Source organism: Bradyrhizobium sp. USDA 376 (assembly GCF_054063675.1).
Map to the genome: position 1 here is coordinate 7,521,442 of NZ_JBSSGN010000001.1, position 15,116 is coordinate 7,536,557.

Sequence of the window (15,116 nt, forward strand, 5' to 3'; positions counted from 1 at the left end):
GTCACAGCACCGGACAGCGCTTCAGGTTATTGTTTGAGCATGATCTTTTCGGAAAACCGCTTCACACTTTTCCGGATCATGCCCTATTCCTGATCGACGAGATCGTCCTCGAGGATCGCCATCTGGAACTGGAACGAGCGATCGTCGTCCTCGTCGTCGACGAACAGCACGCCGATGAATTCCTCGCCGATATAAACCTCGGCGGAATCATCCTTCTTCGGCCGCGGCACGACGCGGATCTTGGGATTGCCGAATACGCGCTTCAGATACGCGTCCAGCTTTCTGACTTCTTTGACGTCCACGGCAAGTCTCCGATCAAAATTGGTCGGCGGGTTTTAGGACGAGACGCGACGAACCGCCAGCATGAATTGCCAAAGAATTTTGGGGACGAAAGGGCCGGAGAATCCGGCCCTTGTTACGAGCTTAGAGCCCCATCGCGTTGATCATCTGATCCATGGTGCGCGACGGCTCGGCGCAGCCGGCTTCGCCGACGATCTTGGCCGGCACGCCCGCGACCGTGACGTTGTGCGGCACCGGCTTCACCACGACCGAGCCCGCCGCGATGCGCGCGCAATGGCCGATCTCGATGTTGCCGAGAATCTTTGCGCCGGCGCCGATCAGCACGCCATGGCGGATCTTCGGATGACGGTCCTCGTTCTCCTTGCCGGTGCCGCCGAGCGTGACGCCGTGCAGGATCGAGACGTCGTCCTCGATCACAGCCGTCTCGCCGCAGACGAAGCCGGTGGCGTGATCGAGGAAGATGCCGCGGCCGATGCGCGCGGCGGGATTGATGTCGGTCTGGAACACCGCCGAGGCGCGGCTCTGGAGGTAATACGCAAAGTCCTTGCGGCCCTTCAGATAGAGCCAGTGCGCGAGGCGATGGGTCTGGATCGCGTGAAAACCCTTGAAGTAGAGCAAGGGATCGATGAAGCGCGAGGTCGCGGGGTCGCGATCATAGACGGCGACGAGATCGGCGCGGAAGGCGTTGCCGAGATCGGGATCGTCGCGCAGCGCCTCGTCATAGGTCTGGCGCACGAGATCGCCCGACAGCGCGGAGTGATCGAGCCGGTCGGCGAGACGGTGGATCACCGAATCCTCGAGACGGCTGTGGTGAAGCACCGTCGAGTAGATGAAGGTCGCAAGCTCGGGCTCGCGATGGACGATGTCCTCCGCTTCGCCCCGGATCCGGTCCCAGATCGGATCGAGCGAGGCGAGCTTTCCTCCCGGATTGACCTGATGCACTGCCATGGGATTTGCTCTTTCGAATGGGCTCGTTTTGCGGGCTCTATAGCACAGTCTAGGCGACAAAGTCCTGACGTGCTTGCCTGAGAGTGAACAGCACCTTGCCCCACGAAAGCATGCCAATACCTTGAAACACAACGATTTATTCTGGCGCCCCCAGGCGACAAGGTTGGCTCAAAGTGGTCAGGGTTTTGCCAATTTCAAGCCGGCCGGCGTCAAACTATTGGTGAATTCTCTCCCAAGCCTTATTGCGGGCAGTGTCCGGACGACGACGGAGCGGTTTTGAGCATCACCACCGATCAATTGCGCGCGGGCGCCGCGGGATCGCTTTGGCTGCGCCTGGCGGCCGTCATTCTGCCCCTCCTGATGATCACACCGGCATTCTGGAACGGCTATCCGCTGTTGCAATGGGATACCGGCGGCTATCTGGCGCGCTGGTACGAAGGCTATCTCGTCCCCAGCCGATCCACCGTGTTCGGGCTCTATCTGCACTATGGCGAAAGCTTCGGCTTCTGGGTCAACCTCGCGGCCCAGTCGCTGGCGGCGCTCTGGCTGTTGCAGCTCACCTTACGCGTGCTCGGCCTGATGCAGACGTCCCGCTTCGTCGCGATCAGCCTGCTCCTGATCGTATCGACGGCGCTGCCCTGGCTCGCCAGCATGCTGCTCACGGACATCTTCGCCGGGCTGTCGATCCTGTCGCTGTTCCTGCTGGTCATCGGCGGAAAACGGACGTCAACGCTCGAAAAGATCTCGCTGTTCGGCTTCACCGCCTTTGCCGCCGCAACCCATAGCGCCACGCTCGGCGTGCTGCTCGGCCTCTGCGTCGCCGGCTGGACGGCGCGGCCGCTCCTCGGCCGCAGGCTTCCGCGCGCAGGACTGGCGCAGGCGAGCATGACCATCGTCGCCGGCGGCCTGATGCTGGTCTCGGCGAACCACGCGCTGTCGGGGAAATGGGCCTGGACGCCCGGCGGCTATGGCGTCGCCTTCGGCCGCATGATGCAGGACGGCATCGTCACGCGGTTTCTCAACGACCATTGCCCGCGCGAAAACTTCAAGCTCTGTCCCTATCGCAACCAATTGCCGGCGACCGCCGACGAATTCCTGTGGGGCAAGAGCATGTTCAACACGCTCGGCCGTTTCGAAGGCATGAACGACGAGATGAGCTACATCGTGGTGCATTCGCTCGCCGACTACCCGGCCTGGCAGGCCGGCGCGGCGCTGCGGGCGATGGGCCAGCAATTGCTGCATGTGGCGACCGGCGAAGGCACCAATGGCTGGATCCCGCACACCTATGGCATCATCGAGCGTTATATCCCCGCCCAGGTCGCGCCGATGCGCGCCGCGCGCCAGCAGCACTGGGGCGTCGATTTCGACTACGTCAACTGGCTGCATGTCCCCGTCGCGCTGGCCTCGATGCTGGCGCTGGTCGCGCTGATCGTGCATGGCCTCGCGAACCGCCGGCTCGACGATCTGACCCTGCTGGCGGCGACCGTGACGCTGGCGCTGCTCGGCAACGCCTTCATCTGCGCCGTCATCTCCGGCCCGCACGACCGCTATGGCGCGCGGATGGCCTGGGTCGCGACCTTCGTGGTCTTGATGGCGCTATCCCGCGCGTTCGGTGACGACGAGCCGGCGGAGAAGGCTTCAGCCGCGGCGTGAGAGGAAATCGAGCACGCCGGTCTTGTAGACCTTGTCGCCCACCGCGCGCATGTGATCGCGACCCGGAATGTCCAGCACTTCCGAACCCGGAATGATGGCGCCGAGCGCGCTGGCGGAGCCCGCGACATCGTCGGTCGAGCCGACCGCGATCAGCACGGGCACGTCGATCTGCGCGGCCTCTTGCCTCGTCATGAGATCGCGCGTGCCGCGGAGGCACGCGGCGAGCGCCTTGCGGTCAGACCGGGTCTGATCGGCAAACGCGCGAAACGTGCGGCCGACGGGATCGGCGACGTCGTCGAGCGAGGGGGCTTCGAGCGCCTTCGCCACGTTCTCGCCGGGGCCGGTGCCCTCGATCAGGCCGCCGATGCCGATGCCGCCGAGGATCGCCGAGCGCAGGCGCTGCGGCTCGTTGAGGCCGAGCCAGGCCGTCATCCGTCCGCCCATGGAATAGCCCATGATATCGGCCTGCGGGATGGCGAGATGATCCATCAGCGCCAGCACGTCGCCGGCCATGGTCGGAATCGAATATTGCACGGGCTCGTAGAGCTTTGCGCTTTCGCCATGGCCGCGATTGTCGAGCGCAATCACCCGGCGGCCGTTCTTGCGCAGCTCGGAGACCCAGGTCGGATAGACCCAGTTCACGTTCTTGCTCGAGGCAAAGCCGTGCACCAGGATGATCGGATCGCCCTCGCCTTCGTCGAGATAGGCAATTTCAACGGCGCCGTTGTGAAAGCTCGGCATCATCAGTTCCGCGGTCTTGAGGGGGGACAATCGATCTTAGAGCATGATCCGGAAAAGTGTGCAGCGGTTTTTCCTCGCGGCAAACGCGGAACGCGTTTGCGCGGAGATCATGCCCAAACAATAGCCCAGGCGCGACGACGAATGACCTCAATCTCGTCGCGCTTTAGGCCTTAAGGGCCGCATCCGCCAGAGCGGCTTCGGCGGCGATCTGGGCACGGCGGAGCCGCTGCGCCCTCTTGCGATCGCACCAGGCCTGGGTGAGGCGTTCGGTGGTCGCCTTGATCGAGGACAACAGGCCGAACAGCGTCAGTGCCGCGCCGAACAGCCACATCGCCAGATCGAACACGCCGCCGATCAGCAGCAACGCGCCGCGGCCGAGCAGCTTCATGATCGCGCGGGTCTTGCTGCCCTGCGCTTCGGCCAGCCGCGCCGCGCGCGCGACGTCCTTGGGGCCTTCGGCAATGCGCAACGTGTCCATCGCACCGCGCGTACCGGTCTTCCCGGCCACGCGCGTGACGTCCTTGCCGAACCGGACCAGCGCCCCCGCCTTCTCGGCACGGAACGCGGCCCTGATCGCGCTCACGGTCTCGCCCGGGCGGAACACGGAACCCTTGGCGACCGCGTTCTGAAGCATCGGGGTGTCGACGATCTCGCGTGCGGAACGGCCGGCCCATGCAGCTAACCCCTCGCCGAGCCGTCCGACCTTCCGCGCATCCTTCACCAGCGTCAGCCCGGCCCGCACCGGCGCGGCGCCGCCGACGGAGACGTAGGTTGCCGCCGTCACCGCAAGGCCCGCGGTCGCAAGGCCGAGCACCAGACGGTCGGTCTCCTCGCCCATCGCCAGATGCTTGCCCTCGCGCACGACGTCCCTGACATCGCCGATCACGAAGAGGTCGCCGGCAACGGTTCCGGACAGGCTCGCGACGTCGTCGGCATTGCCAGTGACGAGGCCGGTGGCAAAACGTTTCGCGAAATGCGAGGTGGAGTTTTCCGCCTTGACCGCATCGCTCACGCGGTTGAGGAGGTCGTCCGGAAGCGCGATGTTCCGGTCACGCGCCAGCGCCACGAAACTGTCGGCGAGATCGGCGTCGCCGGCGGCGAGCGCGGCCTCGATGTTGTCCTGGACCAGGTGGTCGTTCTGTCGCAGCAGCGCATCGAGCCTGAGCTCGGAGAGCGCGGCCGGATCGTCCTGGGCGGCGAGGACCGCGCCGGCCTCACGGGCATGCGGCGCTACCTGCACGAGCAGGAAGCTGCAAGCCGCAATACCGGTCAACGCAGTGCTGATTCGCAGCCATTTCATACGGAAAAGCCCGGAGGGTCCCAAGATCGCCAGCGCCTGATGATTCGTCTTTTGCCTCAATTGCGCGCGTCCTCAGACATAGTATGCCAAAATTGCGACACAACGTCCCCGACGAAAGAAGGGCTTCTCTCAGGCGGCAAGATTGTGTCGAATTTGCATGAGCAAATGAGCATGGGGCAATTGCGGGGCTTTCGGTTCCGCTGGACTAGCAATCATCTGCACCCGCCTTTATGGTCCGCGGCGCCTCAAAGATGCCGCGTCAGTTTTTGATTGTACCTGCCGCCATTGCCACTCCAGGATGAACTACGATGTCCGACCATGTCGTCCCGCACTTCCACAACGATGCCGGTGTCCCCGTCATCGAGATCGGCTCGCAAGAGTTCATGTGCGTTGGCGCCAACCCTCCGTTCGATCATCCGCACGTCTTCCTCGACCTCGGCAACGACAACGAGATCATCTGCCCTTACTGCTCGACGCTGTACCGGTTCGCCGCCGACCTGAAGGCCGGCGAAGCGCGGCCGCCGGAATGCGTCCTCAAGGACAAGGTGGCCTGACCGCATCCATCGGTCAGGGGTGGCGCTCTCCCGAACGATTGTCATCGCCGGTGCCGGCATCGGTGGACTGACGGCCGCGCTTGCGCTGGCCGCCCGCGGCTTCCGCATCGTCGTGCTGGAAAAGGCCGAGCGTCTCGAGGAAGTCGGCGCGGGCCTGCAGCTTTCCCCCAATGCCAGCCGCGTGCTGGTCGAGCTCGGCCTCACCGACCGCCTCAAGCTGCGCGCCGTTGTTCCCGAGGCGGTCTCGATCATGAGCGCGCGGGCCGGTGGCGAGCTGCTGCGCATGCCGCTCGGCGAAGCCGCTTCCCTGCGCGCGGGCGCCCCCTACTGGGTGGTGCACCGTGCCGATTTGCAATCCGCGCTCGCCGGCGCAGTCTCCGATCATCCCGATATCGACCTGAAGTTAGGGGCAACCTTCGAGGACGTCGCGCCTCATGCCAAGGGACTGACCGTCGTCCATCGCAGCGGCACGATCCGCCGCAGCGATCTCGCCAGCGCCCTGATCGGCGCCGACGGCATCTGGTCGACGGTACGCCAGCATCTGTTTCCCGAGGTGCAGCCGCGCTTCTCCGGGCTGATCGCCTGGCGTGGCACGTTCGATGCCACGCAGCTGCCGAAGGACTACACCGCCCGGCGGGTCCAGCTCTGGATGGGGGCGAACGCTCATCTCGTCGCCTATCCGATCGCAGGCGGACGCCAGATCAACGTGGTCGCGGTGCTGCCGGGCACCTGGAACAGGCCGGGCTGGAGCACGCCCGGCGATCCGCGCGACGTGATGGAGGCGTTCGCCGCGCCGCGCTGGCCGCCAGCGGCGCGGATGATGCTGTCCGCGGTGGATGGCTGGCGCAAATGGGCGCTGTTCGGCGTGCCCGACGGCTGTCCCTGGAGCAAAGGCCCGGTCGCGCTGCTCGGCGACGCCGTCCATGCGATGCTGCCCTTCGCCGCGCAAGGCGCCGGCATGGCGATCGAGGATGCCGCCGTGCTCGCGCAGCGCGTGAGCCTCGAGGCAGCCGAGAGCAGCGCGGGCATCACCGCCGCGCTGAAGCAATATGGAGCTGCGCGCCAGGGCCGCGTGCGGCGGGTGCAGCGGACCGCGCGGCAGCAGGGCCGCATCTATCATTTCAGCGGGCCGCTCGCGATCGCGCGCGATCTTGCGATCCGCGCGCTCGGCCCGGACCGCATGCTGGCGCGGCAGGACTGGATCTACGGCTGGCGGCCCTGAAGCTGGTGCAGTTATTGTTTGAGCATGATCTCCGCGCAAACGCGTTCCGCGTTTGTCGCGAGGGAAAACCGCTTCACACTTTTCCGGATCATGCTCTAGCTCAGCGCGCGGCGCTGCCGGATCTTGCCGGGGCGGGCTTGATCACCGGCGGCTGCGGCGCCGAGGTCGTCGGTTTTGCATCGGGCGGCGTCTCCCGGCATCTGTTGCGGCGCCAGGCGTCTTCAACGAGCTGCGCCTGCCCACGCACCGCGACGTACTCGTTGCGATAGGCGAGCTCGGACACGACGACCCCGCCGGCCCCGGTCTCCGCCTTGTCCATCAGCCTCTGCAAATCGGTCGTGCGACTGGCGAGCCCCTTGCGCTCGCTCTCGAGCTGCTTGCAATCGTACAAATCGTACCTGGCGGGATCGGCAAAGGCCGGCGCGACCGTCTCGCTGATGCCGGCGCAGCCGGCCAGGGCCGCGCCGCCCGCGAGCAGCACGAGGAGCGCGCCGCAACAGCGCAGCGGAGAGGAAAGCGAAGCAGCCATGCCGGATGAATAGTCCCCGTGGATTGAGAATGCCTAAAGCAGCAACAGATGTCCGGATTGAGGCTTTGCCTTGTGCGCCCGGCTCGCTTAAGGAAGGACACCCGCCGGGCCGCAAAACGCCAATTCCAGACGGCCGCAGGTGGACTTAAGTGTTTGATCTCGTTGGATCAAGCGGGCATGGCGGAATTGGTAGACGCAAGGGACTTAAAATTCCCTGCGACCACTGAGCCCCCCACACTTTCTTGCAAAACAAATTGCGCCGACCCCATCAAAACCGATGGGAAACAAGGTATTTGCAAAACATTTTTGGCGACTTGGGGGGTGCATCAACATGCGTGCATCTGACCCATCAAGCGAAAGGGCCGCCCTGCCAGGCGGCCCCGATCGCAACTTGGATGTCATCAGCACATCCGACATTGCCACCGATCTCGCTGAACGGCAAGCCCGTCGGCTTGCCCATGTCTACGCGTTAACCGCCGAGATGGCCGCCACAGTAGCGGCCCTCGCGGGCGCCGCGGGGCGCCCGCGATGAGCACCGAAAACAAACGCGGTTTCATCGCCGTTCCTCGCGAGCTATTCGACAACCCGATCTTCAGCCCTGAGCCGTTCACGGAGTTGCAGGCCTTCATCGGCTTGGTTGCCGACGCCGGGTGGAGGCCTCGGCGAGTCCGCTTGGCTCGCGGCGCCGTGGACCTTCAGCGCGGCCAGTTGTTGGCTTCGACACGGTTCCTAGCGGAGCGTTGGCAGTGGCCGGAACCGCGTGTTCGGCGCTTCCTGACGCGCATTTCTGGCCGACGCGCAAACGACGCGCAGAACGACGCATCAAACGGCCCGCAAAAAGAAACACAGTTTGACGCACTGATTGACGCGCAAGCTACACGCGACGGGACAATCATAACGATAAGGAATTACGATGTTTTTCAGAAAACGTCCGATTCGGGAGAGTGTCGTTCTGACGCGCAGAACGACGCGCAAAAAGAAACGCAGCCTGACGCACCGCCCGACGCGCACCGTGATCCAAAATCGACGCAAAGAGAAAGAAATAATAATTTTAATAATAATATTCCGCTCTCTGAAGAGAGCGGCACTGCGCGCGCGAACCCTGCCAGCAATGTTATCGAGCTTCCAAGGCAGAAGTCCGAACAGATCCAGCTTCCGGCATCGGCAGAGCCGACGACCGTCGTCGGAGCGCTGTTCGGCGAGTGTCGGAAATTTCTCGTTGCTGCTGGCGTGCCTGACCGAAGTGCACGTAGCGTTGTCGGGAAGTGGCGGCGGGACCACTCGGACGGCGAAATCTTCGAGGCGGTCAAGCGGGCGCAGCGGGAGGAAGCGCAGGATCCGATTGCGTTCGTCAACGGCTGCCTCCGTCAGGGGCCCGCTCGGCCGATCGTCGGTGCGATGTCGGCAATTGCTGCGATCGAGGGGGTGGAACTATGACCCCCGATCTCAAGCTGATCGACAACACCACCGGCTCCGACCTGGAACTGGTTGCCCGGCTTTCGAATGCCTTGGCCGACCTGACCGTCCGTGCACCGGTGGCGAACTCGATGGCGTTCATCCGCCAAATCGAAGGTGCCTTAGCTGAGGCCGACGCCGTCGCCCGGTCCATCTCCATCCCTGCCCTCGCCGCTGAAGTCTCTGGGTTGCAGCGTCGAGCCGAGCCCCAGGAAATCAAGCGTCATCTGCAGATCCTCATCGGCTCCTTCCCGAACTCCACCAAGCAGGATTTGGCGATCTACGGGGTGGCGCTCCTCGAGGACGTAGTCGCGGAGCGGCCGGCCGTCAGCGCTCTTTCGAACGCGTGCAGGCATCTCCGCCGAAGGAAAAACTTCGTCCCTACCATCGCCGAGGTATTGACCGAGTTGGCAAGGCAGATCGTCCGGCTGGATCAGCTTGCATCCGACCTTCAATCGTTCCCGGAGCACCTCGAGCGAGCCAGAGCCGCGGCCATTGAGGCCAAAACCCGGATCGACCGCGAGTTCGAGCAGCGCGTCTGCTCCAGCATGAGGCTCCTGCGGGGTGGGGACGAGTGTCGATGGGTTGGCGAGGAAGTCATTGCGGAGGCGCGCAGGCGACTAGCCGCGACCGCGGTGGATGAGGCCACGGAGGCGGCCAATCGAAAGCGGTTGGAGCCGCTCCTAACGCTGCGAGCTGCGCCGACAAAAGAAACTGGATGGGCGGAATGATCAGCGCTCGAGGTGCGAAATGAAACCTGCATCGCGCAATCGTCATCAGCCGCAACAGCTCGGCGGCATCATCAGCCTGACCAGGGTTCGCGATCGAACGGGCGAGGACGGGGATCTCTTCAGCGTGTCTTGGCATTCGCTTGGCGGCGATCTTCGCTGGCTATCGCCCACCATGCCCGAGGAGATTGCCGACGCGGCGGCGCGGATGCTTGCGAATTTTACCGGCGGAGTGCTGCGCCGGTGAACGCACCTCCCGTTGATGAGACTGCGGAAGCGAGCCCCCAATCCGATCCGGTCCTCGCGAAAAAGCAAAAGCACGCCCAGCACTCGAAGGAATCACGAGTTCGCAAAAAATTGGGCTTGATCAGCATTCGGGTCACCGTCCCACGGACTACCGCAGATTTCCTGCAAGAGCGCGGATACCTCCCAGAGTGGGACACCGAGGACCGTGAGGCAATTAGCGCCGCGGCCTCGAAATTCATCTTGGCCAACCGTTTGTTCGGTGACGGCGCGTGACAGCACACGCGGGTTGAGGAGCGAGCTGCGCTAATGATGATTCGAAGACTGCGAAAAGCATGGGCATTCCGAATGCAGATACCGAACAAAGAGGCGATCAGGACGGCAGCGCGAAGCGCGATGCCGGTCGACATGGTCGCGGCAGAGGAAGAACTCGCTGAGATCCAGCGAGCGCAAGGCGATCTGTGCACCGAAATTCGCACTCAACAGGACATCGCCAGCGGCGTTTTTCAGTCTGCGCTGAGGTTTGTGTCAGAAAGTGATCGGCGTGCGGCTCAATCTAGGCTCGACAGCCTTAACGCTGAGGCAGTCAGGCTTGAGCGGTCGGCCGCAGCGGTTCGTGAGCGGATGCGGTCCTGCAGCTCGGAGAACGCGAACGCCGTTCGCGACGCGATAATCCCTCTCCGCAAAGCCGCAGCGGAGCGCATTGTCAGCAACATCAACGAATTGACGTCGGCTATCGATGCCCTCAACGCATCGGGCCTCGCTTTGAAGGAAGCCGGCATTCGAGCGGTCCTGATGCCCGCGCCGCTGCTGAGCGGCATGCTGGCAATCGCTCAATCTGTCATCTCGGCGAAAACGCCAGAAGAGGAGAAAAACTGAAATGCCGCCGGTAGTCAGAATGAAGAGATCAAAGCCCGTAAAAATCCTGCCCGAGGTCGAAGATCTGCACCGGATTCGAAAGCTTCGGAAAGAGCTTGCGCGCGATCTCGATCTTGCCCGCGTCGGCGATTATAGACCGATGGGCGTCAGGGCCCGGCACCTCGCTCGGCTGGAGCTCGATTATGCGCGCCGCTACGGGCGCGAGCCCGATATCCGATAGGGGCAACGCAATGGCTCGAAAATATCTTATCGACGGCGCGCTCCTCACCGCCGAGCAGGTGGGTGAAATCAAGAATCCCACCGAATCGCAGAAAAAGCAGTTCATCGCGCAATCCGGAATCTCGGATCAAAAATTGCGTGAGATCGAGGCCATGATGGATGCAATCGCCCCCGTGGTCCGAGCCTTCGTAGAAAAGGCGGTGGCGCCTCTGGTCGATCGTCTCTGCAAGCTGGAGCAGAAGACGCTCGAGCTGCAAGAGCGACCGCTTGTGCCGTGGGCCGGCACCTGGGATGCAGAGAAGGAATTCAAGCGCAACACCTTTTGCAGTGATCGCGGCGCGATGTGGTTCGCCATGACCGACTCGAAGGGCGTCCGCCCCGGATCGGGTGATGGCGTATGGCGCCTTTGCGTCAAGGCCGGCAGGGATGCGCGATGAGGGTCAACGATATCGACGCCATAATGATGAGGGTGCGCGCAAAGAGTCTGGAGCTCATTGCCAAATCCGAAGAGCGCTTCGTCGAAGACGTGCTGGCTAGCGGCGCGATGACTTTTGACGAAGCCGTGAATGTCCTCCGAGATCACCGCGAAACGGTGCTGGAAGATTCACTAAAAGAGAACTTGGCAAAGGTGCGCGCATGGCTGGAGCGCGGCGCAACCGACCTGAACTAGAAAGGCAAAAGATTGACGTACAGCGGTACAATCAAGATGTGGGATTCCGATCGCGGCTTTGGATTCATCAAGCGCGACGACGGCGGCCCGGATGCGTTCGCGCATATTAAACACCTGTCGGCAGTGTTCAGGCCTGAATCTGGGCAGACCGTGATGTTCGATCTGGTGATTGATGAGCGCAACGGTCGCGAGCGCGCGGACGCGATCAGGTTGGTTGTTGCCTGATGGCAGACGTCAACGATTTGGCAGCCGCGGACGTACCGGCGCCAGCGGATCGGGACGAGCAAGGTGAAAACTTGGCTCGGCCCGATCTTTCAGCCGAAACCATATACGTGATTCAGGCATCGCCGCGAAAGCAGCCGAAGGCGCTGCCTGAATTTCCAAATCCCACGAGCCGACCAGAGGGCGCTGAGGCGCCGTTGGTGCTCGAATTCCATTCGGAAGTGTCCAAGGGCATCGATCTCGCCTTAGGGCGCGTTCCCAAGCGCGACACGGAGCGTTATCTGCGCGCCATCAGCGGGGCCGGCAACCGCAGCATCCATTGCGAGATCGACGATGCAGGCGGCGACGGAGACGCTGCGGTGGCGATTGCGACGGCGCTCCTGCGGCATCCGTATCGCGTCACGGCCAGGATTGCAGGCCGCTGTAGCAGTGGCGCGGTATTCATCGCGCTGGCGGCTGATCAACGGAGTATCGCCCCTGCCGGCACCGTGCTCGTTCACAGAGCGGCCCGCATTTGCACACGAACGCAGACGGACGCACTGATGCGCCTACCTGACGCGGTCAGAGAGGCGATCAGCGACCAGTTAAACGATATCGACGACGCGACGATTTCTCTTCTGACGTCGCGGCTGGGCGTCTCTGAGGAGACAGCTAGAGCGTGGATGCGCGAGGACCGCAAATGGTCGGCAGCGGAAGCGTTTCAGTGCGGCTTTGTCGACTACATCGATGCTTGAATGCAGGATCGTAAGGAAGGTTTAGATGTCCATCACAGAATTTGCCGGTTTCGAATATCGCCCGATCGGAATGCCGCTGCGTCAGATGGCACCGGTCCCGTCTGGATCGCTGACAGATAGCAACATCAACGCCGCCAATTTGGCCGTTGTCATGATCGGCCAAGTTTGGTGGGACGATCACGCGTCTCACACGGTTGATACGACGGGGAGTTCCGCGATCGGTTGGCGAAGCGGGTCCGGTATATTCGCGAACTCAGGCACCACGTTGAAGGTTGGCATCGCGTCGGTAGACACAAGCAACGGTCCCACCGGACGCCCGTCTAACTCGGCCGGCGTCATCAGCTATGACGTTGTCGCTTCGATCCTCGGAAACAGCGGCCTCGTGACCTCCAATGCGTGGATTGAAAGCGTTCCGACGTCCGGCACCAGAACGATTGCTCACAACGAACTGATTGCCGTCTGCTGGCAACTAACCTCACGCGCTGGATCTGATGCAGTCTTAATTAGGTCTATCGGGAACGCTGGTTTCTCTAACGGCATTCCAAGCTTTTGCATTTACAACGGATCGTCGTTTTCTGGACAGAGTCTGATGCCGAACTGCGTCATCAGAGCATCGGATGGCACTCGCGGTTATCTTATCGGTGCCAGCGTCGCATCGTCATCGAGCTCGCAGTCCTGGAACAACACATCGACCACCAAGGAGTACGCGAACGTTATCCAGGTCCCCTATGCCTGCAAGGCGTATGGTGTAGTCCATTATTCGAATGTCGGCGGTGATGTCGATTATGTGCTCTATGAGGACCCATTCGGCACTCCTACTGTCCGTGCGTCAGTATCGGTCGATGCGAACACCGTAGGGACGAGCAGCCTCGCCAGCTATCCCTTAATGTTCACGACCGGTTTCGGCTTCACGCTATCGGCTAACACGCCATACGCCATCGCGATGAAGCCGACTACAGCAACCAACGTGTCTCTAAGTTACCTGACTTTCGGTAATGTCGCTCACCACACATCAGTGCCAGGTGGCGACAACGGATATGCGGTCAGCCGAAACACAGGAGCCTTCGCGGCCCAAAACTCCCAGCTCGATCGATATTTCCTAGGCCTCTGTGTGGGCGGGGGCGATACGGGTGGCGGCGGCCACTTCTTCGGCATTATTGGTGGCTAACCGCTTCGAAGGTGAAAGCAAATGACCAAGGTGGACTGCATCAAGGTGGAAAGATGGACCGTTGGCCTCCCAACCGACCGCGACGATCCCAAGCCGACTATTTTGCTGTTCGATTTCGACAACAGAGAATCAATCAATCTCGCCATCCTGCCTGAAGAGGCGGTCAAAATCGCTCGAGGCATTCTAGAGCAATACGAGCACCCGCCACCGCCTCGCGATCGATACAGTTGAGCTGAAGGGAAAAAAGCGATGAGCACATCATGCGAAGCGCTGGACGCCTTGCACGGCGCAAATTACGCGGTTGAGTTCACTGCGGTGGCGCTCCTCAAATGCGAGGTCGCCGACGCGTTCTGGGACCACGTCGTTCTGTTGATGGGTTTCGATGGTCTTAACGGGTCGACGGGCGCTCCGGGGTTCACGGATGAAAGTTCGCGTGAGCACGGGACCGCCAGCGTACCCTTCGGCGCACACATCGATACCTCGGACAGTAAATTTGGATCGTCATCGCTCCGCGCTGTTGGCGATAGTTTTGCGGCGGTCTTCAGCCCTAGCCACGATTTCTGGCTTTCGACTTCCAACTCCGACGCATTCACCATTGAGTGCTGGGTAAAATTCTCCAATATCGCCGCTCACGACCCGAACGTCATCGTTGGGAACAGTTTTGTTGACGTAGATTGGCACTTTGGCGTGACGGCTGCGGGCGAGATGAGATTTGGCTTTCATCCTGGCGGCGGCGGCGCGAGCGTCGCCATCATCTCAAGCGGGGCATCGATCGCGACCGGCAATTGGTACTTCCTTGCCGTCGATAAGGACTCATCCGGCAAGATCCGGCTTTATCGGAATGGCGTAATGGTCGGAAGTGCGACGCCAGCAGATAGCAGTTTTGAAACGGAGGACGGCTCGGGACTCGATATCGGCGCGACGGGCCTGGTTGGCGCCTTTGCCCTGAACGGATGGATTGACGAGCTGCGCATCACCAAGGGCGTGGCACGCTACGCAAGCGATTCCGGCTTCCCGGTGCCAACCGGCGCGTTCCCAAGGCCATGAGGATTTGAAATTATGAGCACCACAGCAAGCGAAGCCCGGCCATGGCAGAGATGGTACTGGACAGCAAGGTGGCGTGCTGTTCGTGCCGCGCAGCTGAAGGCCGAGCCATGGTGCAAGTTCTGCCTTCAGGCCGGCGAGCATATGAGCGCTACCGTGTGCGATCACGTCGAGCGGCATAACGGCGATCCGGTGCGGTTCTGGTCTGGTCCCTTCCAGAGCCTGTGCAAGACGCATCATGACAGCTCAAAGCAGCAAGCGGAACGTCGCGGCTACAGCGGTGCGGTCGATGAGTTCGGCTGGCCGATCGATGAGAGACATCCCGCGAACAGCGGAAGAATACCTGCCCTACGGGGGTATTGTCGAACTTTCGGACGCGGGGGCTGAACATCGCACGGGGGGCTTTGTACGCACAGTCGCGAAATTGAAAGGGAAATAGTTGTGAAGGGGCGACGACCGACGCCAACGCACCTCAAGCTGGTGAAGGGGAATCCGGGTAGGCGACCC

20 protein-coding genes are annotated in these 15,116 nt (G+C 62.3%); 14 read left to right on the top strand and 6 right to left on the bottom strand.

All coding sequences use genetic code 11. From position 1 onward, the window contains the following. Positions 1 to 83 precede the first annotated feature (83 nt). On the bottom strand, positions 84 to 302 hold the full coding sequence (locus ACVJ19_RS35365; RefSeq protein ID WP_007602550.1) for a DUF3126 family protein: 219 nt from the start codon (positions 300 to 302) through the stop codon (positions 84 to 86). A 121-nt stretch (positions 303 to 423) separates the two neighbouring features. Further along, on the bottom strand, positions 424 to 1,248 hold the full coding sequence (gene cysE / locus ACVJ19_RS35370; RefSeq protein WP_183240541.1) for a serine O-acetyltransferase: 825 nt from the start codon (positions 1,246 to 1,248) through the stop codon (positions 424 to 426). Positions 1,249 to 1,524: 276 nt separating this feature from the next. On the opposite strand from cysE, the gene ACVJ19_RS35375 reads away from it, so the two are divergent. Then, positions 1,525 to 2,901 carry a hypothetical protein gene (locus ACVJ19_RS35375; protein ID WP_453953678.1) on the top strand — a complete coding sequence of 459 codons (1,377 nt, stop codon included), beginning with the start codon at positions 1,525 to 1,527 and terminating at the stop codon, positions 2,899 to 2,901. Here ACVJ19_RS35375 and ACVJ19_RS35380 read toward each other — a convergent pair. Beyond that, positions 2,887 to 3,642 (bottom strand): alpha/beta fold hydrolase, encoded by a 756-nt coding sequence (locus ACVJ19_RS35380; RefSeq protein ID WP_453953679.1) that lies wholly within the window; start codon positions 3,640 to 3,642, stop codon positions 2,887 to 2,889. The genes ACVJ19_RS35375 and ACVJ19_RS35380 overlap by 15 nt on opposite strands. Positions 3,643 to 3,805: 163 nt before the next feature. Further along, complete coding sequence (locus tag ACVJ19_RS35385; RefSeq protein ID WP_453953680.1) at positions 3,806 to 4,942, bottom strand: hypothetical protein; 1,137 nt, start codon at positions 4,940 to 4,942, stop codon at positions 3,806 to 3,808. Between the two features lie 308 nt (positions 4,943 to 5,250). On the opposite strand from ACVJ19_RS35385, the gene ACVJ19_RS35390 reads away from it, so the two are divergent. Further along, positions 5,251 to 5,496: a zinc-finger domain-containing protein gene (locus tag ACVJ19_RS35390; protein ID WP_007602543.1), complete on the top strand. Its 246-nt coding sequence runs from the start codon at positions 5,251 to 5,253 to the stop codon at positions 5,494 to 5,496. A gap of 19 nt (positions 5,497 to 5,515) precedes the next feature. Further along, a complete protein-coding gene (locus ACVJ19_RS35395) occupies positions 5,516 to 6,718 on the top strand; it encodes an FAD-dependent monooxygenase (RefSeq protein WP_453953681.1) in 1,203 nt (400 codons plus the stop codon). A 100-nt stretch (positions 6,719 to 6,818) separates the two neighbouring features. Here ACVJ19_RS35395 and ACVJ19_RS35400 read toward each other — a convergent pair whose 3' ends face one another. Then, positions 6,819 to 7,247, bottom strand: a complete 429-nt coding sequence (locus tag ACVJ19_RS35400) for a twin-arginine translocation pathway signal (RefSeq protein ID WP_453953682.1) — start codon at positions 7,245 to 7,247, stop codon at positions 6,819 to 6,821. Positions 7,248 to 7,775: 528 nt separating this feature from the next. Here ACVJ19_RS35400 and ACVJ19_RS35405 point away from each other — a divergent pair. The 4 genes from ACVJ19_RS35405 (at position 7,776) to ACVJ19_RS35420 (ending at position 10,552) form a co-directional block, all read left to right on the top strand. After that, positions 7,776 to 8,684 (top strand): hypothetical protein, encoded by a 909-nt coding sequence (locus ACVJ19_RS35405; protein ID WP_453953683.1) that lies wholly within the window; start codon positions 7,776 to 7,778, stop codon positions 8,682 to 8,684. Further along, complete coding sequence (locus ACVJ19_RS35410) at positions 8,681 to 9,433, top strand: hypothetical protein (RefSeq protein ID WP_453953684.1); 753 nt, start codon at positions 8,681 to 8,683, stop codon at positions 9,431 to 9,433. The genes ACVJ19_RS35405 and ACVJ19_RS35410 overlap by 4 nt, the downstream gene beginning before the upstream one ends. Positions 9,434 to 9,452: 19 nt before the next feature. Next, entirely contained in the window at positions 9,453 to 9,677 is a 225-nt protein-coding gene (locus ACVJ19_RS35415; protein WP_453953685.1) for a hypothetical protein, read from the top strand. Positions 9,678 to 10,021: 344 nt separating this feature from the next. Then, a complete protein-coding gene (locus ACVJ19_RS35420) occupies positions 10,022 to 10,552 on the top strand; it encodes a hypothetical protein (protein ID WP_453953686.1) in 531 nt (176 codons plus the stop codon). Positions 10,553 to 10,580: 28 nt separating this feature from the next. Here the strand turns inward: ACVJ19_RS35420 and ACVJ19_RS35425 are convergent, their stop codons facing one another. Continuing rightward, positions 10,581 to 10,778 (bottom strand): hypothetical protein, encoded by a 198-nt coding sequence (locus tag ACVJ19_RS35425; protein ID WP_456739489.1) that lies wholly within the window; start codon positions 10,776 to 10,778, stop codon positions 10,581 to 10,583. A 4-nt stretch (positions 10,779 to 10,782) separates the two neighbouring features. Here ACVJ19_RS35425 and ACVJ19_RS35430 point away from each other — a divergent pair, with 4 nt between their 5' ends. The 7 genes from ACVJ19_RS35430 to ACVJ19_RS35460 are packed head-to-tail and all read left to right on the top strand — an operon-like array spanning position 10,783 to position 14,612. After that, positions 10,783 to 11,208 carry a hypothetical protein gene (locus tag ACVJ19_RS35430; RefSeq protein WP_453953688.1) on the top strand — a complete coding sequence of 142 codons (426 nt, stop codon included), beginning with the start codon at positions 10,783 to 10,785 and terminating at the stop codon, positions 11,206 to 11,208. After that, complete coding sequence (locus ACVJ19_RS35435) at positions 11,205 to 11,441, top strand: hypothetical protein (protein WP_018647098.1); 237 nt, start codon at positions 11,205 to 11,207, stop codon at positions 11,439 to 11,441. Before ACVJ19_RS35430 ends, ACVJ19_RS35435 begins: the two co-directional genes overlap by 4 nt. A gap of 12 nt (positions 11,442 to 11,453) precedes the next feature. Next, positions 11,454 to 11,666 (top strand): cold shock domain-containing protein, encoded by a 213-nt coding sequence (locus ACVJ19_RS35440; RefSeq protein WP_018647099.1) that lies wholly within the window; start codon positions 11,454 to 11,456, stop codon positions 11,664 to 11,666. Then, positions 11,666 to 12,397 carry an ATP-dependent Clp protease proteolytic subunit gene (locus tag ACVJ19_RS35445; RefSeq protein ID WP_018647100.1) on the top strand — a complete coding sequence of 244 codons (732 nt, stop codon included), beginning with the start codon at positions 11,666 to 11,668 and terminating at the stop codon, positions 12,395 to 12,397. The genes ACVJ19_RS35440 and ACVJ19_RS35445 overlap by 1 nt, the downstream gene beginning before the upstream one ends. Before the next feature lie 25 nt (positions 12,398 to 12,422). After that, positions 12,423 to 13,565 carry a hypothetical protein gene (locus tag ACVJ19_RS35450; protein ID WP_018647101.1) on the top strand — a complete coding sequence of 381 codons (1,143 nt, stop codon included), beginning with the start codon at positions 12,423 to 12,425 and terminating at the stop codon, positions 13,563 to 13,565. Positions 13,566 to 13,586: 21 nt separating this feature from the next. Further along, positions 13,587 to 13,796, top strand: a complete 210-nt coding sequence (locus ACVJ19_RS35455) for a hypothetical protein (RefSeq protein ID WP_018647102.1) — start codon at positions 13,587 to 13,589, stop codon at positions 13,794 to 13,796. 18 nt (positions 13,797 to 13,814) lie between these two features. Beyond that, positions 13,815 to 14,612 (top strand): LamG domain-containing protein, encoded by a 798-nt coding sequence (locus ACVJ19_RS35460; RefSeq protein WP_453953690.1) that lies wholly within the window; start codon positions 13,815 to 13,817, stop codon positions 14,610 to 14,612. The last annotated feature ends 504 nt before the right edge of the window (positions 14,613 to 15,116 follow it).

What these genes read in the sequence shown, in the direction of transcription:
- ACVJ19_RS35450 (WP_018647101.1), top strand. Translation starts at nt 12,423, where the DNA reads ATGTCCATCACAGAATTTGCCGGTTTCGAATATCGCCCGATCGGAATG.
- ACVJ19_RS35385 (WP_453953680.1), bottom strand. Translation starts at nt 4,942, where the DNA reads ATGAAATGGCTGCGAATCAGCACTGCGTTGACCGGTATTGCGGCTTGC.
- ACVJ19_RS35405 (WP_453953683.1), top strand. Translation starts at nt 7,776, where the DNA reads ATGAGCACCGAAAACAAACGCGGTTTCATCGCCGTTCCTCGCGAGCTA.
- ACVJ19_RS35400 (WP_453953682.1), bottom strand. Translation starts at nt 7,247, where the DNA reads ATGGCTGCTTCGCTTTCCTCTCCGCTGCGCTGTTGCGGCGCGCTCCTC.
- ACVJ19_RS35445 (WP_018647100.1), top strand. Translation starts at nt 11,666, where the DNA reads ATGGCAGACGTCAACGATTTGGCAGCCGCGGACGTACCGGCGCCAGCG.
- cysE (WP_183240541.1), bottom strand. Translation starts at nt 1,248, where the DNA reads ATGGCAGTGCATCAGGTCAATCCGGGAGGAAAGCTCGCCTCGCTCGAT.
- ACVJ19_RS35420 (WP_453953686.1), top strand. Translation starts at nt 10,022, where the DNA reads ATGCAGATACCGAACAAAGAGGCGATCAGGACGGCAGCGCGAAGCGCG.
- ACVJ19_RS35415 (WP_453953685.1), top strand. Translation starts at nt 9,453, where the DNA reads ATGAAACCTGCATCGCGCAATCGTCATCAGCCGCAACAGCTCGGCGGC.
- ACVJ19_RS35455 (WP_018647102.1), top strand. Translation starts at nt 13,587, where the DNA reads ATGACCAAGGTGGACTGCATCAAGGTGGAAAGATGGACCGTTGGCCTC.
- ACVJ19_RS35410 (WP_453953684.1), top strand. Translation starts at nt 8,681, where the DNA reads ATGACCCCCGATCTCAAGCTGATCGACAACACCACCGGCTCCGACCTG.
- ACVJ19_RS35380 (WP_453953679.1), bottom strand. Translation starts at nt 3,642, where the DNA reads ATGCCGAGCTTTCACAACGGCGCCGTTGAAATTGCCTATCTCGACGAA.
- ACVJ19_RS35390 (WP_007602543.1), top strand. Translation starts at nt 5,251, where the DNA reads ATGTCCGACCATGTCGTCCCGCACTTCCACAACGATGCCGGTGTCCCC.
- ACVJ19_RS35435 (WP_018647098.1), top strand. Translation starts at nt 11,205, where the DNA reads ATGAGGGTCAACGATATCGACGCCATAATGATGAGGGTGCGCGCAAAG.
- ACVJ19_RS35430 (WP_453953688.1), top strand. Translation starts at nt 10,783, where the DNA reads ATGGCTCGAAAATATCTTATCGACGGCGCGCTCCTCACCGCCGAGCAG.
- ACVJ19_RS35460 (WP_453953690.1), top strand. Translation starts at nt 13,815, where the DNA reads ATGAGCACATCATGCGAAGCGCTGGACGCCTTGCACGGCGCAAATTAC.